This is a genomic window from Streptococcus sp. GMD5S, assembly GCF_000298715.2.
Taxonomy (GTDB): domain Bacteria; phylum Bacillota; class Bacilli; order Lactobacillales; family Streptococcaceae; genus Streptococcus.
Map to the genome: position 1 here is coordinate 42,053 of NZ_AJRG02000007.1, position 16,507 is coordinate 58,559.

General features: G+C 40.0%; 14 protein-coding genes, 1 tRNA gene and 1 pseudogene. 10 read left to right on the forward strand and 6 right to left on the reverse strand.

Features of this window, described 5'->3' with window-relative positions; translation table 11 throughout:
- Positions 1 to 91 precede the first annotated feature (91 nt).
- The 6 genes from GMD5S_RS0204920 to GMD5S_RS0204945 all read left to right on the forward strand — a co-directional run bounded on the left by GMD5S_RS0204920 (position 92) and on the right by GMD5S_RS0204945 (position 4,371).
- Positions 92 to 430, forward strand: coding sequence for a zinc ribbon domain-containing protein YjdM (locus GMD5S_RS0204920; protein WP_001061600.1), 339 nt, complete (start codon positions 92 to 94; stop codon positions 428 to 430).
- 2 nt (positions 431 to 432) lie between these two features.
- Positions 433 to 1,056 carry a Pr6Pr family membrane protein gene (locus tag GMD5S_RS0204925; RefSeq protein ID WP_000775203.1) on the forward strand — a complete coding sequence of 208 codons (624 nt, stop codon included), beginning with the start codon at positions 433 to 435 and terminating at the stop codon, positions 1,054 to 1,056.
- A gap of 112 nt (positions 1,057 to 1,168) precedes the next feature.
- Positions 1,169 to 2,320: an MFS transporter gene (locus GMD5S_RS0204930; protein ID WP_000816260.1), complete on the forward strand. Its 1,152-nt coding sequence runs from the start codon at positions 1,169 to 1,171 to the stop codon at positions 2,318 to 2,320.
- A gap of 99 nt (positions 2,321 to 2,419) precedes the next feature.
- Positions 2,420 to 3,169 carry a tRNA pseudouridine(38-40) synthase TruA gene (gene truA, locus GMD5S_RS0204935; protein ID WP_000199173.1) on the forward strand — a complete coding sequence of 250 codons (750 nt, stop codon included), beginning with the start codon at positions 2,420 to 2,422 and terminating at the stop codon, positions 3,167 to 3,169.
- Positions 3,159 to 3,932, forward strand: a complete 774-nt coding sequence (locus GMD5S_RS0204940; protein WP_000794800.1) for a bifunctional hydroxymethylpyrimidine kinase/phosphomethylpyrimidine kinase — start codon at positions 3,159 to 3,161, stop codon at positions 3,930 to 3,932. Before truA ends, GMD5S_RS0204940 begins: the two co-directional genes overlap by 11 nt.
- Complete coding sequence (locus GMD5S_RS0204945) at positions 3,910 to 4,371, forward strand: ECF transporter S component (RefSeq protein ID WP_000814993.1); 462 nt, start codon at positions 3,910 to 3,912, stop codon at positions 4,369 to 4,371. The genes GMD5S_RS0204940 and GMD5S_RS0204945 overlap by 23 nt, the downstream gene beginning before the upstream one ends.
- A gap of 257 nt (positions 4,372 to 4,628) precedes the next feature.
- Here the strand turns inward: GMD5S_RS0204945 and GMD5S_RS0204950 are convergent, their stop codons facing one another.
- The 6 genes and pseudogenes from GMD5S_RS0204950 to GMD5S_RS0204975 all read right to left on the reverse strand — a co-directional run bounded on the left by GMD5S_RS0204950 (position 4,629) and on the right by GMD5S_RS0204975 (position 12,611).
- Complete coding sequence (locus GMD5S_RS0204950) at positions 4,629 to 7,226, reverse strand: TrlF family AAA-like ATPase (protein ID WP_000439558.1); 2,598 nt, start codon at positions 7,224 to 7,226, stop codon at positions 4,629 to 4,631.
- A gap of 43 nt (positions 7,227 to 7,269) precedes the next feature.
- Positions 7,270 to 7,833, reverse strand: a pseudogene (locus GMD5S_RS0204955) (DpnII family type II restriction endonuclease); the annotation flags it as partial.
- A 26-nt stretch (positions 7,834 to 7,859) separates the two neighbouring features.
- Positions 7,860 to 8,942: a M24 family metallopeptidase gene (locus tag GMD5S_RS0204960; protein WP_000040917.1), complete on the reverse strand. Its 1,083-nt coding sequence runs from the start codon at positions 8,940 to 8,942 to the stop codon at positions 7,860 to 7,862.
- A gap of 127 nt (positions 8,943 to 9,069) precedes the next feature.
- The gene (gatD, locus tag GMD5S_RS0204965) at positions 9,070 to 9,852 is read right to left on the reverse strand and encodes a lipid II isoglutaminyl synthase subunit GatD (protein ID WP_000263177.1); all 783 of its coding nucleotides are present in this window, start codon (positions 9,850 to 9,852) and stop codon (positions 9,070 to 9,072) included.
- Positions 9,852 to 11,195, reverse strand: a complete 1,344-nt coding sequence (murT, locus tag GMD5S_RS0204970; RefSeq protein WP_000770014.1) for a lipid II isoglutaminyl synthase subunit MurT — start codon at positions 11,193 to 11,195, stop codon at positions 9,852 to 9,854. The genes gatD and murT overlap by 1 nt, the downstream gene beginning before the upstream one ends.
- Before the next feature lie 99 nt (positions 11,196 to 11,294).
- On the reverse strand, positions 11,295 to 12,611 hold the full coding sequence (locus tag GMD5S_RS0204975; protein WP_000958959.1) for an FAD-containing oxidoreductase: 1,317 nt from the start codon (positions 12,609 to 12,611) through the stop codon (positions 11,295 to 11,297).
- Positions 12,612 to 12,925: 314 nt separating this feature from the next.
- Here GMD5S_RS0204975 and GMD5S_RS0204980 point away from each other — a divergent pair, with 314 nt between their 5' ends.
- The 4 genes from GMD5S_RS0204980 to GMD5S_RS0204995 all read left to right on the forward strand — a co-directional run bounded on the left by GMD5S_RS0204980 (position 12,926) and on the right by GMD5S_RS0204995 (position 16,315).
- The gene (locus tag GMD5S_RS0204980; protein ID WP_000671073.1) at positions 12,926 to 14,503 is read left to right on the forward strand and encodes a DEAD/DEAH box helicase; all 1,578 of its coding nucleotides are present in this window, start codon (positions 12,926 to 12,928) and stop codon (positions 14,501 to 14,503) included.
- Positions 14,504 to 14,785: 282 nt separating this feature from the next.
- A complete protein-coding gene (gene codY / locus GMD5S_RS0204985; protein WP_000940724.1) occupies positions 14,786 to 15,574 on the forward strand; it encodes a GTP-sensing pleiotropic transcriptional regulator CodY in 789 nt (262 codons plus the stop codon).
- Positions 15,574 to 16,149: a cysteine hydrolase family protein gene (locus tag GMD5S_RS0204990; protein WP_001029643.1), complete on the forward strand. Its 576-nt coding sequence runs from the start codon at positions 15,574 to 15,576 to the stop codon at positions 16,147 to 16,149. Before codY ends, GMD5S_RS0204990 begins: the two co-directional genes overlap by 1 nt.
- Positions 16,150 to 16,229: 80 nt before the next feature.
- A tRNA-Leu gene (locus GMD5S_RS0204995) sits at positions 16,230 to 16,315 on the forward strand.
- The last annotated feature ends 192 nt before the right edge of the window (positions 16,316 to 16,507 follow it).

The following is a 16,507-nucleotide window of genomic DNA, read 5'->3' on the forward strand; positions in this document are numbered from 1 at the left end:
AACATTGTCAAAAGTAGGATTTTACGGTATAATAGTTGCTGTTCAATAACATATGAATTTTAAAGAATAATTGTTAGTTTAAGGAGGACTTATGAACAACTTACCAAATTGCCCAAAATGTAATTCAGAATATGTCTACGAAGATGGAAGTCTCTTGGTCTGCCCAGAGTGTGCCTATGAGTGGAACCCTGCAGAAGTTGCAGAAGTAGAAGAAGGTGTTGTTGCTATCGATGCCAATGGAAATAAATTGGCTGACGGCGATACTGTAACCCTTATCAAGGATTTGAAAGTAAAAGGTGCGCCAAAGGATTTGAAACAAGGAACTCGCGTTAAAAATATCCGTATCGTAGAAGGTGACCACAACATCGACTGTAAGATTGATGGTTTTGGAGCTATGAAACTCAAGTCAGAATTTGTTAAGAAAATCTAGCCATGAAACTGAATTATAAATTTATCTTTTATAGTCGTGTGCTCTTGTTTTTAGCGGCATTTACAGGAGTTTATCTAGAGATTACCAAGCACGGTGGTTTTGGTATGCTCCTTTACTACACAGTGTTGTCCAATCTTTTGGTAACGATTTTCACGGGTTATCTGCTCCGTGTGATGAGTCGTTCAGGTGAAAATTGGCAAAGTCCGACCTTGCTTCGTCTCAAGGGTGGTGTTACCATGAGTATCATGATTACCTGTGTGATTTACCATTTTATGCTTGCTCCGATTGCGACAGACTTTTACCGTGTGGAAAATTTCCTTTGCCATTATATCGTTCCACTCTGGTTTTTAGCAGACACCCTCTTCTTTGATAAACGTGGGGAATACAAGATCTGGGATCCAGTCTTATGGACCATCTTGCCCTTGGTTTATATGATTTTTGCCTTGTTTAACGGCCTGGTCTTAAAACTCAATATTCCGAATTCCAAGGACAATCCCTTCCCATATTTCTTTTTAAATGTGAACAAGGGTTGGGACGTGGTTATCAAATGGTGTTTGATCATTTTTGCAGCGTATATGGTTGCAGGCTTCATCTTCTATCTGATCAAGCAAATCAAGCGAAAATAGTCTTCCTATTAGGAAAGTTAGGACGGAGTCTCTAGTTCAATCGGGCTCCTTCTTTTCTTGCCATCTTCCTTTTAAAAGGATAAACAGTGAGAAATATACAGAAAGAAAATTCATGAAACAATATTTAGAACGGGCTAGTATTTTGGCCCTCTCCCTCGTTTTGATTACCTCCTTCTCCATCTCAAGTGCTCTGCCAGCCATGTTTGACTACTATCAAGGCTATCCCAAAGAACAAATCGAGCTCCTGGTCAGTCTTCCTTCTTTTGGAATTATGATTATGCTGGTTTTAAATGGGTTTTTGGAGCGGTTATTTCCTGAGCGTCTTCAGATTAGTCTAGGGCTTCTCATCCTCTCTATAGGAGGAACAGCCCCCTTCTGGTATCAGGAGTACAACTTTGTCTTTGCGATGCGGATTTTATTTGGCTTGGGTGTTGGGATGATCAATGCTAAGGCCATTTCCATCATCAGTGAACGCTATCATGGAAAGACACGGATCCAGATGTTGGGTCTTCGCGGATCAGCTGAAGTTGTCGGGGCATCGATTTTGACTCTAGTGGTCGGTCAACTCTTATCCTTGGGATGGACAGTGACCTTCTTGGCCTACAGTGCGGGATTTTTAGTATTGATCCTTTATCTGCTCTTTGTCCCTTATGGGAAAGAAAAGAAAGAAACAAAGAAAAAAGAGACCGAAACGACTCGTTTGACAGGACAGATGAAAGGCCTAATTTTTCTATTGGCTGTCGAAGCAGCAGTTGTTGTCTGCACCAATACAGCTATCACGATTCGTATTCCTAGTCTGATGGTGGAAAGAGGTCTAGGGGATGCCCAGTTATCGAGTTTGGTTTTAAGTATCATGCAGTTGATTGGTATCTTGGCAGGTGTGAGTTTTTCTTTCTTTATCTCTCTGTTTAAAGAAAGGTTGCTCCTTTGGTCAGGTATCACCTTTGGATTGGGGCAGATTGTGATTGCCTTATCTCCGTCATTGGGTGTGATGGTAGTTGGAAGTGTTGTGGCAGGTTTTTCTTACAGTGTGGCCTTGACCACTGTCTTTCAGCTTCTTTCTGAAAGAATCCCAGCCAAGCTCCTTAATCAGGCAACATCTTTTGCAGTGCTAGGATGCAGCTTTGGAGCCTTTACGACACCTTTCATTCTTGGGGCGATTGGCTTGGTGACTCAAAATGGTATGTTGGTCTTCACCATTTTAGGATGTTGGTTGATTGTCACTTCTATCTTTGTTATGTACGCACTTCAAAAGAGAGCTTAGGATTAATTTCCTAAGTTTTTCTTTCTGGGAATTTTGTACCCAGACAATTATTGGTTTTTAAACTTGTTTACACTTTTATTTCCTGATAAAATAGAAGTTATGACAAGATATAAAGCAACTATTTCTTATGATGGTTTTGCCTTTGCCGGTTTTCAGCGCCAGCCTCATGCGCGGAGCGTTCAAGAGGAAATCGAAAAAACCTTAACGAGACTCAATAAGGAGCAAGCCATCGCTGTTCATGGTGCTGGTAGGACGGATAGTGGGGTCCATGCTCTGGGACAGGTCATTCATTTTGATCTGCCCTATCAGATGGATGAGGAAAAACTCCGTTTTGCTCTGGATACTCAGTCACCAGAAGATATCGATGTGATTTCGATTGAGATTGTGGCGGATGATTTTCATTGCCGTTATGCAAAACATAGCAAGACCTATGAGTTTATCGTGGATAGAGGACGTCCCAAAAATCCGATGCGTCGTCACTATGCTACTCACTTTCCCTATCCCCTCGATGTGGAGCGAATGCAGATAGCTGTCAAGAAATTAGAAGGAACCCATGATTTTACCGGTTTTACAGCATCTGGGACTAGTGTAGAGGACAAGGTTCGGACCATTACAGAAGCTAGTTTAACAGTTGATGAGACAGGGCAGTTTTTGACCTTTAGCTTTTCAGGGAATGGTTTCTTGTATAAGCAGATTCGCAATATGGTGGGAACGCTGCTCAAAATCGGAAACAACCGCATGCCAGTTGAGCAGATTGACTTGATTTTGGAGAAGAAGGACAGGCAGCTAGCAGGTCCAACGGCTGCACCGAATGGCTTGTATTTAAAGGAGATTCGTTATGAAGAATAATCGTATTTTAGCCCTTTCTGGGAATGATATTTTTAGTGGTGGTGGTTTATCAGCTGATTTGGGCACCTATACCTTAAATGGTTTGCATGGCTTTGTTGCAGTGACTTGTTTGACGGCCTTGACCGAAAAGGGCTTTGAAGTCTTTCCGACTGACGATGCCATTTTTCAACATGAATTGGATAGCTTGCGTGATGTCGAGTTTGCAGGGATTAAGATTGGTCTTCTCCCTACTGTCAGTGTGGCTGAGAAGACCTTGGACTTTATCAAGCAACGTCCAGGAGTGCCTGTGGTATTGGACCCCGTTTTGGTCTGCAAGGAAACGCACGACGTGGCTGTTAGTGAGCTCTGCCAAGAGTTGATTCGTTTTTTCCCTCATGTCAGTGTGATTACGCCAAATCTTCCTGAAGCAGAATTGTTAGCGGGTCAAGAGATCAGAACCTTGGAAGACATGAAAGCTGCAGCTCAGAAATTGCATGATTTAGGAGCGCCAGCAGTTATTATCAAGGGAGGCAATCGCCTCAGTCAGGACAAGGCAGTGGATGTCTTTTATGATGGACAAACTTTCACTGTTCTAGAAAACCCAGTCATTCAAGGCCAAAATGCTGGTGCAGGATGTACCTTTGCCTCAAGCATCGCCAGTCACTTGGTCAAAGGGGATGAACTTTTACCAGCAGTAGAGAGCTCGAAAGCTTTCGTTTACCGTGCTATTGCACAAGCAGATCAATATGGAGTAAGACAATATGAAGCAAACCAAAACAACTAAAATCGCCCTTGTATCCCTCTTAACCGCCCTTTCTGTGGTTCTAGGTTATTACTTGAAAATTGGAACGGCAACAGGAATATTGACTCTCTTGGATGCAGGTATTTTCTTTACTGCCTTTTACTTTGGCAGTAAAGAAGGGGCCGCCGTTGGAGGACTAGCAGCTTTTCTGCTTGACCTTTTATCAGGCTTTCCACAGTGGATGTTCTTTAGCTTGGTAAACCATGGCTTGCAAGGATTTTTTGCAGGTTTTAAAGGGAAATGGCAATGGCTAGGCTTAGTTTTAGCTACAATCGTCATGGTAAGTGGCTACGCTCTGGGCTCAACTCTAATGAATGGCTGGTCAGCAGCCTTGCCAGAAATCCTTCCAAACTTCCTACAAAATACCTTGGGAATGGTTGTGGGATTTGTAGTCTTTCAGAGTGTCAAGAAGATAAAATAAAAAAGTCAGCTATAGGTAGCTTGATACTCAGCAGTCTAAATAATCTGAGTCCACTCACCTTATAAAACTTATAGCAAAATCTTAAAAGGACAGTTGATAATATACTGTCCTTTTATGTTGATATATTTTCTTTTTTTAGGATGCGCCTTATTTGGAATTTACTAAAATAGGAAAAGTTTTATAATAAATTTCCTATGAGTTTTTATTATTAGTTATCAGTCACTTTTTAAAGCAATCACCTAAATAAGGTCTATTAACTAAAACTGGTATTTTTCCTTCCGAATCTTAAAAGCAGTTTCACCACCTTCAAGAATATTCACAACTTGATTCATAACTTGTTTGTTATCAATCGATCCGATAGCATGTCCATTAATTTTGCCTTGTCCATCTTCTTCGACAAGTCCAATAATTAGTTCTGCATCACCAAAGACAGGAATGTTGGCATTATGAGTAGCAAAAATATATTGACGATTTGTTTTATTATTCCTAATTGAGGCAACTAAGCTATCTGCAATATAGGCATTATCAAGATTATCCTCAGGTTGATCAATAATTAAAGGATCCCTATTTTCGACTAATAGAATATTTAAGAGGGCTGTACACTGCTGACCTTTTGATAAATTATCCATAGATTTGAATTTATCTCCAACTTTGAGAGAAATATTAGTAATATCACCTAGAATAAGCTCTTCTAATTTCCAACATTGTTCATTAGTTAATCTACAAATTTTCTGCGAAGTGTTACTAGTTAAGTTATATTCTTTAGCCAACTCAACCGGCCCTTTTCGAATATTCTCGATAAAAGTAATCATGTCAAAATTTTTGTAATCACTAATAGATTGAATTGATTTATCGCCAATTCCTTCAATTTTTTTGAGTTCCTCCAACAAAGATTCTTTATTTTGTAGGCAATCGATTTCTATTTTAACTAATTTGCCTAGATTGGATTTATCCAGCTTTTTAATTCGTTTAGATACTGCATTAATATATTCTATATTAGCCTCTTTGCAATTCTCTAAAAGTTCTTTTCTAGCTTTCTTTAACTTCTCTAACTCTTCTTTAGTTGCTTCAATTTTCAATAGAGTAGGTTTTGAATCATTAATTTCTTTCAGCAGGCCACGATATTCTTCGAGCACTTCTTTACTATTTTTATCTTGTACTTCTGGAATGTCTTTGAATATTTTTTTGAATTTTATTTCTTCATTTTGCTTATATTTCCCCCACGACTCTTTTGTTTTTGAAACCTTTTCTTTTAGAGATGAAAATATCTTTTCTTGTTGTTTGAATATTATTTGACTTTCTCGATTATATTCATCTATAGAGTTAATGAGATTTGTTAAATCATCATTTTCTTTTCTGTCCCATTCATCAATTATTGATTCTATTACAATCTCATTATCTGTAATTTCATGATCACAGATAGCATCAGATAGTATAGATATTTTAGAGTCTATAGCGGTAATTTTAGTTATAGGAGCAATCTTTTCCTCTAACCCTGTTATAGAATTATAGTGTCTTAATTGTGATTGTTTCGCAGGTAAATCACTAGTATCTTTTTCTAATTTTTCTAGATTATTTGAAACTCTTAGAAGCTCCCGTGTATTTTCATTAAGAGATTCATATGCTTTTTTTCTTTTGTTAAGTATCTTTGAATCTATACAAATTAATCTTTTGACCGATTCGGTAATTCTTTTTTTGGATTTTATAACTTCAATTAATTCGTTTTGAGCATACACTTCTAAATTAGGCAATATTTCATCAATAGATAAATCAGATATTTCTCCGTTTTCATTTCTAATAGTAATATTTTGTTTATATCTCCTGCTAATATTAAATTGCTGTCCATTTTGCGAGTATGAAGTAATCGTTAACTTAACTTCGCCACCAGTTCCAAGATTCGACTCAGCAAAGGAGTCTATGTATTTTTCAAATTCTTTTGTGTAATGATATTTATCTAAACAATAAATAATTAGATTTATTAATGTAGATTTACCAGTTCCTCTACCTCCTATTATAGTAGAAACTTCATCAGAAAATGCAACAGCTAAGCCATCTAGGTATCCCCCAGATATAGAAATTTCGTCAATAGTGCTCTTATAGCACTTTTTTTCAGTACTGTTTAATTTTATCCTAGATTCCGAATCTTTAAATGCCATTTTAAATGCTTGAAAAGATAATTCTGACATTTTAACAAGTACACTAGCCACAGGCTTAGACAAATCTTCAGGCGATTCTATATCTGATGAGTTGATATATGCAATAGGTTTATTTCGTTTATAATTTGTATCCGTATTTTGAATTATATTTTTATAATTTGGGTCAATATTTTCTACGCTATTCGGAATTTGTGCAACAGAAAGAAGTTCATTTTTCCATATATGATTCATTTTCCCAATTTTAAGTATGCCATTGTCACCTGTAATATGGGCTGCATACCAGAAACCATCATTATCTTGAACTTTTTTAGCAATTTCTAAACATGAAAGATTGCTAGATTCAGTTCCATTTTTAATATCTGTAGGCAAGCCTAGTTGACCTAAAATCCTATTTAGTCTTGAATTATCGAATTCAGGTGAGAATAAACAAACCATATGAATTTTTTCAGCCGAAGAAATTTCAAACCCTGGTAAAGTTAAAATACCATTTTCAGACAGATAGGTTCGAAGGCTTGTAGAAGAGTCGATACTACCATGGTCTGCAAGGCCAACTACTTTTATTCCATTTTTTAAACACTCCTCAAGTATCTTTTTGTTATACTCTTCTTCATCAATAATAGTTTTTCCTCTAAACTTTGAATAAGAATATGGGTTTACTTGCAATGCGCATTTATAATATCTTGCATAATGTCTTTCCATAATATTTACCTGACCTTTGAATGTTAGTTTGAACTATCGCGATTTATTTTAAAAGCTCACGCAAAAAGTTATTTTTAAGCATATTCAAATTAAAAACATTTTGAATGTGTTCAAATGCTTCGGAGAGTGGTAAGTGAGCAGTTTTCCAACCTTGTCCATCTGTCACCCAGATAAACTCAATGTCATCTTTTGATTCTTTACTAAACTGATTAAGTTTAGTAAATTCACCAGCAACCGCTTTAAGTTTACTTCCACTGTCACCATAGTAGTTCGTTTCAATGAGCCAAACTTTATGACGTTCCCTAGAATAAACAGCTACATCAAAGTGCCGTTCTGATTTATCTACTAGCACCTCAATACCCCAATTTGATTTAATAAATGAGGCAGTTGCTTGAGCTTTCCATTCAAGTCCTTGTTTTTGAGCTATTTTTGCAACGTGTCGTTCTAAGATACCTTCCATTATTGTGCTACTACGATTTTTACGAGCGTTACTATCCAAACCAGCCTCTACACCATAAACATAATCAACTAAAGAACGGTTTACTTTAATTTGGAGAAAATCTAATAAACCAGATTGTTCCGCAAAAACAACATAATCCACAATTTGAGCTGACTTTTTGCTTGTCTCTAAGTTTAATCAAAATAAAGCAAATCTTTGCTGGTGCTTGTAAAGAGGTCAAAGCCATCCTTGGTAACAACACCGCAATCTTCGATACGAACACCGACTTTACCAGGGATATAGATACCTGGTTCAACAGAGAAGCACATGCCTTCTTCGATGACCATGTCGTTTCCTTCCATGATAGAAGGGAATTCGTGGACATCCATACCGATACCGTGACCGAGACGGTGGTTGAAGTACTCACCATAACCAGCTTTTTCAATGACTTCACGGGCAGCGCGGTCAACTTCATGTGCAGTCACACCTGGCTTGATAAAGTCAAGGGCAGCTTGTTGGGCTTCAAGGGTCAAGTTGTAAATGTCTTTCTTGAATTGGTCAGGCTTACCGACAGCGACCGTACGAGTCATATCTGAGGCGTAGCCATTAACCATGACACCGAGGTCAAAGAGGAGAAGGGCGTCCTTTTCAACTTTGTTTGCACCAGGAATTCCGTGTGGATTTGCAGCGTTATCGCCAGTCAAGACCATGGTATCAAAGCTCATTTCATAGCCTTCACGTTTCATGGCAAAGTCGATTTGCGCAATGATATCTGTCTCAGTCTTATCAAGAGAAATGTTGTCAAAACCAACTTTTACAGCCTTATCAGCATAGAGACCAGCAACCATCATTTTTTGAACTTCATCAGCTGACTTGATGAGGCGCATGCGTTGGATGCGAGGAGTGAGATTTTCAAATTCAGCAGTTTCAAAGACCGTTTTCAAACCATGGTATTTGGTTAAGATGAGATTGTCAAACTCAACAGCGACACGTTTGAAGTCAAGTTGAGGCAAAGCGTTTTTGATTTTTTGCCATGGATTTTCAGAATCCACATAGCCCACTACTGGGAAGGAAACAGTGCTGCTTGCACGCTCCACTTCAAGGGCTGGGACAAAGAGGAGAGGTTCCCGGTCCGCTAGGACAAAGAGGAACATTTGGCGTTCATGGGGATCACTGTAAAAGCCAGTGAGGTAATTGATAGTGACGGGGTCAGATACGACAGCGACGTCTAGTTTTTCTGATTCAAGATATGTTAGGATTTGTTGTAATTTAGACATATGCTACCTTCTTTCTACCCCTCTATTTTGGCAAAAAATGAGAGAAAATGCAAGGGAGAAGGGTAAAAGAACAGGCAAAAAGAACTCCGACAAGATAGGGGAGTTCTTTGATATAGTTTTTCTTGGTTTAAGAAAAGTCAGCCTTGCTTTTGACGTCGCTGTATTCTTCAGCGATTTCTTGACTGAGAATATCCTCATAGGCAGGGAGTTGGATATCCTGACCGTATTTCTTCTTGAGGGCAGTAGTAACAAGGCGATAAGCTAGATTGGCATTGCGAGAGAGGATAGGTCCGTGGAAGTAGGAACCAAAGACATTCTTATAATGAACCCCTTCGCCGACCTTTTCCTCGTTGTTTCCATTTCCATAGACCACCTGTCCCAGCGGTTTTTGGTCATCTGAGAGGAAGGTACGTCCCTGATGATTTTCAAAGCCATAGTAGGTTTCATCAAAATCTTCATTGTGAATCTTGATATCACCGATAAAGCGGTTATTGGTCTGGTTGAGGGTATAGTGGCCCATGACCCCTAGCCCTTCGATGCGTTTGCCTGAAGCTTCAACATAATACTGCCCCAATAGTTGGAAACCACCGCAGATAGCGAGAACTACACCGTCATTTTGGATGTAGTTGTCAATGCTCTCTTTCTTAGCAGGTAGATCGCCTGCGATGATGCTTTGTTCAAAGTCTTGACCGCCACCGAAAAAGGCAATATCATAGTGATTTTCATCAAATTTATCATGAAGAGAAACGATGTCAACCGTCACATGTGCCCCCAGTTTTTCAGCCACATACTTGAGCATAAGGATGTTTCCATTGTCCCCGTAGGTATTCATGAGGTTTCCATAGAGGTGGGCAATGTTGAGCTGATAAGGGTAGTTGCCAGCTTTTGAGGAAAGTGAAGTATAAACCATCAGTTCATCTCCTTTCTAACAATCTGACGACTAGCCAGCAGTTCACGGAATTCCAGCATAGCAGTATAGGTAGCCAGGATATAGGCATGTTTACAATCTTGGTTCTCAATGGTTTTGAGAACTTGTTCCAGATTGCTTGTCTCAGTGATTTTCTCAGCTGGATAACCCGTCACTCGTAGACGACGAGCGATTTCAGAATGACGAACACCGCCAGCGTTGATTTCAGGAATGTCCATGTCAGTGATTTGTTCAAAGTCTGCATCCCAGATCCAGCTAGTATCAATCCCATCAGCATAGTTGGCGTTGAGAAGGACAGATAGGCTAAATGGATAAGGCGCTAGTTTGATCATCTCGATAGCTTGGGTCGCACCGACTGGATTTTTAATCAAGACAAGAGTACATTCTTTATCACCGATATGGAAGGTCTCCTGACGTCCAAAGACAGCACGGCTCTTGTCAAATCCTTGCTTGATGAGTTGTGAATCTGCATCGAGGAAACGGGCAATAGCGACCGCAGCAAGGGCATTGTAGATATTGTAGAGCCCACCGATTTGGATGCCGTATTCTTGGCCGTCAATGACAAAGCGAGAACGATTGTTGGTCAATTCAACCAGTTCTGTTAAGCGATAGTCGAGATTAGGACGTTTGCAACCACAATTTTCACAGATATAGGACCCCAAGTTGGCATAGGTATTGTGCTCATATTTGAGGATGCCTTGACAGTTAGGACAGAGGATTCCTTCGGTATTGTAGTGAGCTAGTTTGGCTGGTCCTTTTTCCAAGTCAAAACCAAAATACTGAACAGGATTTGGAATAGCTGGCTTGTAGAAAAGTGGACTATCACCATTGAGGAGAACAGTAGCCGTAGGCACCTTACGGATAGCATCCAAAATCATCTTATAAGTTGTGTAAATCTCACCGTAGCGGTCCATCTGGTCACGGAAAATGTTAGTGATGACAAAAAGGCTAGGATGGATGTAGTCACAGATACGAGATAGGCTGGCCTCGTCAATTTCTAGAATGGCAATGTTTTTTCCAGTTTTAGAGGATTTGGCAGTCAAGAAAGTTGTCGTAATCCCTGTAATCATATTGGCACCGCTTGGATTGGTCAGAACCTGACCATAAACTTCTTTTAAAATGCCGACAGTGAGGGCGGTTGTCAGGGTTTTCCCATTGGTTCCAGTGACCACGACAATCTCGTAGTTCTTAGCTAGATTTTGTAAAATATCTTTATCAAATTGGAGGGCAAGTTTTCCTGGGAGCGTACTTCCGCGGCCAAGACGGCTCAAGATGAAGTGAGAAGAACGCCCAGCTAGGAGACCCAAAGTAGTTTTTAATTTCATGTTTCTATTATATCATAAAAGAGGGAAAAGACAGGTTTGAGATTTCGCAGAAGCAAAAACAGCCCGATGAGGGCTGTTGGTTAACAAATCAGTCTCAACTTAAATCGCAAACAAGTCATTCAAGTTCTCAGCCAAGGTTGGGTGAGTGAAGATTTGTTTTGTGAAGTAAGTGTAAGGAATCTTGTTGTCCATAGCAACAGTGATGATGTTGATGATTTCTTGAGAACCTTCTGAGAAGATGCTTGCTCCAAGAATTTCTTTTGTTTCAGTATTGACAACAGCTTTGAAGGCTCCGCGAAGGTCTCCATTTACGTGACCACGAGGCATGGCAGCAACAGGGATTTCCTTAACGGCGTATGGAAGTTTCAAATTAGCTGCTTGGCTTTCCGTCAAGCCAACTTGAGAAAGAGCTGGTGTGATGAACATGGTGTTTGGTACATTGAGCCGGTCTTCGAGTGTGTAGCTGCCATCTCCAGCAAGGTAGCTGTAAACAACACGGAAGTCATCAAGTGAAATGTAGGTGAATTGAGGTCCACCGTTGACGTCTCCAACTGCAAAGACACCAGGAACGTTTGTTTGGCAGTGTTTGTCGACCTTGATAGCACCACGCTCCGTTAGTTCAATATCTGTATTTTCAAGTTGAAGTGGTTCTACATTTGGTTTGCGTCCAGTTGCGTAGAGAAGGGCATCGAAACGGTAGGTTTCGTTTTCAGTTACGACGAGCACTTGATCACCGTCGTTTTTGATTTCAGTAGTACGGATGTTTTGAAGCAATTCAATGCCGTCTTCTTCCATGTATTGTTTAGCAAGTGCTGCGATGGAAGGTTCTGCACGAGGAAGGAATGTGTCCAAGGCATCTAGAACTGTGACCTTGCTACCAAGTTTGTTGTAGAGTCCTGCAAATTCAAGACCGATGTTTCCACCTCCAAGTACTCCAAGTTTTTCAGGCAATTTGTCCAAGTTTTGGATACCTGTTGAGTCAAAGACATTCTTACTTGTAGCAAGTCCAGGAATAGGTAAGACGTTTGAAACAGCGCCAGTGTTGATGACAATTGTTTCAGCAGTCAGTTCTTGTTTTTCATCACCTGCTTGGATTTCGATGACTTTATTTGAAAGGAAGTGTGCTTCCGCATCAAAGATATCTACGCCTGTACCAGCAACAGTTGCATAGTTTTTACCATTGAGGCGACCAGTGATAGTATTTTTGGTAGCAATGACTTTTTCAAAAGACAAATCTTTCTCAGCAGCAACTAACAAGGTTTTAGTTGGGATACATCCGATATTGATACAAGTTCCGCCATACATAGCTTTACTACGTTCAACGAGGGCAACTTTTTTGCCAGCTGAAGCCAATTTACCAGCTAGTGTTTTACCAGCCTTACCAAATCCAATAACAATTAAATCGTATGTTAACATTTTTTAATCCTCCTGTTTGATTTCATTCTAGCACAAGAAAAAAACTTTTGCACAATTCCGCTACGGAGAAACGAATCATATAAGGCTGTATTTATATTTGTGGAAAATCGTTTACATGATTTTCCTTAAGGATTCTACTATCTTTTGCCCCGCTCTTGTGTTATACTAGATAGGTTGCAAAGAAACTAGTACTTTTCTTTCGTGGAAAAGAAGCAACACGGTATCTCATTTTTGTTGAAGATACGTCATGAAAAGAAAAGTATATACTAAGCGCTATAGGATGGCTTCGCACCATCTTTAGAAAGAAGAAAAACGTGAAATTTAATGAATTTAACTTGTCTGCTGAATTGCTAGCAGAGATTGAAAAAGCTGGATTTGTAGAAGCCAGTCCCATCCAAGAACAGACCATTCCCTTGGCTCTCGAAGGAAAAGACGTTATCGGTCAAGCTCAGACTGGTACAGGAAAAACTGCAGCCTTTGGCTTGCCAACTCTTGAAAAAATCCGTACAGAAGAAGCGACCATCCAAGCCTTGGTCATCGCTCCAACTCGTGAACTCGCTGTTCAAAGTCAAGAAGAACTTTTCCGCTTTGGCCGTAGCAAGGGAGTGAAAGTTCGCTCAGTTTACGGTGGTTCAAGCATCGAGAAACAAATCAAGGCCCTTAAATCTGGTGCCCATATCGTAGTAGGAACACCGGGCCGTCTTTTGGACTTGATCAAACGCAAGGCCTTGAAATTAAAAGACATTGAAACCCTCATCCTTGATGAAGCGGATGAAATGCTCAATATGGGCTTCCTTGAAGACATCGAAGCTATTATCTCGCGTGTCCCTGAAAGTCGTCAAACCTTGCTCTTTTCAGCAACCATGCCAGATGCAATCAAACGTATTGGTGTTCAGTTTATGAAAGATCCTGAGCATGTGAAGATTGCTGCCAAGGAATTGACAACAGAGCTAGTGGATCAGTACTATATCCGTGTCAAGGAACAAGAGAAATTTGATACCATGACACGTCTCATGGATGTGGAACAACCAGAACTTGCTATCGTATTTGGTCGTACCAAACGCCGTGTAGATGAATTGACTCGTGGTCTTAAAATCCGTGGCTTCCGTACAGAAGGGATTCATGGTGACTTAGACCAAAACAAACGTCTTCGTGTCCTTCGTGATTTTAAAAATGGAAATCTTGATGTTCTAGTTGCGACAGACGTGGCAGCACGTGGTTTGGATATCTCAGGTGTGACCCACGTCTACAACTACGATATTCCACAAGATCCTGAAAGTTATGTTCACCGTATCGGTCGTACAGGGCGTGCTGGTAAGTCAGGTCAATCTATTACCTTTGTTTCTCCAAATGAAATGGGCTACCTTCAAATTATTGAAAACTTGACTAAGAAACGCATGAAAGGCTTGAAACCAGCGACAGCAGAAGAAGCCTTCCAAGCTAAGAAACAAGTAGCGCTCAAGAAAATCGAACGAGACTTCGCAGACGAAGCTATTCGTGGGAACTTTGAGAAATTTGCTAAAGATGCTCGTAAGTTAGCTGCAGAATTTAGTCCAGAAGAATTGGCTATGTATATCTTGAGTCTGACAGTCCAAGATCCAGACAGCCTTCCTGAAGTGGAGATTGCGCGTGAAAAACCACTGCCATTTAAACCATCAGGTAATGGCTTTGGTGGTAAAGGCAAGGGAGATCGAGGAGGCCGTCGTGGAGACGACCGTCGAGGTCGTGATCGCCGCGGCAATGGTCGCCGTGATGACTTCAAGAAAGGCAGTCGTGGGAACGATCGTTTTGATAAAGACAGACGTTATCGTAACAAAGACAATAAAAAACCTCGCAACACTTCAAGCGAAAAGAAGACCGGCTTTGTTATTCGTAACAAAGGAGACAAATAGAAAAAAGCGATTCACAGTGTGAATCGCTTTTATATATAAGGAGACCGATAGTAAAAGAAGATGGTGATAGTAAAGGATAGGTGAAACGGAAAGGGATTTATCATGTCATCTTCTTATAATGTTATAATATCAAAAATAAAATAGGATGTCAATAAAAAAATCGCTTTTTTTCTAAAATATTTTTGCTGTTCAAAATTGCAATTAAATAAGCAATTTTCAGATAATTATTGAAATAAAGACTTTTCTATGTTATAATGGAAGCGATTATATGCGAGGTAAAAAATGGCACATTTATTAGAAAAAACAAGAAAAATCACGTCTATTCTAAAGCGCTCTGAGGAGCAACTCCAAGATGAACTTCCTTACAATGCGATCACACGCCAGTTAGCTGATATTATTGACTGTAACGCTTGTATTGTAAATAACAAGGGACGTCTCTTGGGTTACTTTATGCGTTATAAGACCAATAATGATCGTGTAGAACAATTCTTCCAAACCAAAACCTTCCCTGACGTCTATGTACAAGGGGCAAACATGATCTATGATACGGAAGCCAACCTTCCTGTTGAACATGATTTGACCATTTTCCCTGTAGAGAGCCGTGCGGATTTTCCAGATGGTTTGACGACCATTGCTCCGATTCATGTGTCAGGGATTCGCCTAGGTTCGTTGATCATTTGGCGCAATGATAAGAAATTTGAAGATGAAGATTTGATTCTTGTTGAGATTGCGAGCACGGTGGTAGGGATTCAACTCTTGAACTTCCAACGTGAAGAGGATGAGAAAAATATTCGTCGTCGTACTGCTGTTACCATGGCGGTCAATACGCTTTCCTATTCAGAACTTCGTGCCGTATCAGCTATTTTAGCTGAGTTGGATGGAAATGAAGGGCAGTTGACTGCATCTGTTATTGCAGACCGTATTGGAATTACACGCTCGGTGATTGTCAATGCGCTTCGTAAACTGGAGTCAGCAGGAATTATTGAGAGCCGTTCACTCGGAATGAAGGGGACTTATCTCAAAGTTCTAATTGGTGATATTTTTGAGGAAGTGAAAAAGAGGGACTACTAATGGCAAAGGCTTTAATCTCAATTGACTATACAGAGGATTTCGTAGCAGACCATGGAAAGCTGACTGCAGGGGCACCTGCTCAAGCAATATCAGAGGCAATTAATCGAGTAACCAGATTGGCTTTTGATCGTGGAGACTATGTCTTTTTCACAATTGATGCTCATGAAGAGAAGGATACATTCCACCCAGAAAGCAAGCTCTTTCCACCACACAACATCATCGGAACTAGTGGTCGTAACCTTTATGGCCCCCTAGCTGATTTTTATGCTGAGCATGAGGCGGATAGTTGTGTCTTTTGGATGGACAAACGTCACTATTCAGCATTTTCAGGAACGGACCTAGATATCCGTTTGCGGGAACGTCGGGTTGATACGGTCATCCTAACTGGAGTCCTGACTGATATTTGTGTTCTTCATACGGCTATTGATGCCTATAATTTAGGTTATCAAATCGAGATTGTCAGGCCTGCAGTTGCCTCTATTTGGCCAGAAAATCATCAGTTTGCTCTTGGTCATTTTAAGAACACTCTGGGAGCCAAGTTGCTGGATGAAAATCTGGCTGAAATCCAAGAATAATTCCCTTGGAAAAATGAAAAAAATCTGAAAAAAGTGTTGACAAAGATTTTGAAAGTTGATATACTAGTAAAGTAATCAACGCGGGGATGGCGGAATTGGCAGACGCGCAGGACTAAGGATCCTGTGACCGCTTTAGGTCGTGAGGGTTCAAGTCCCTCTCTCCGCATAGGATAAGAGTTAGCTTTGGCTAGCTCTTTTTGTTTTTACAAAGAAGACTAGAGGCTACGTTTCGTATCTCGAAAAATATTGGCATCAAGAACAGTCATTGTATCAGAACATTTAAACTGAGTTTTCCATTTCATTCTATCAAGAATTTTCTCAGATACAAGTCAGAAAATGAAGAACTTAGGAAATGGAA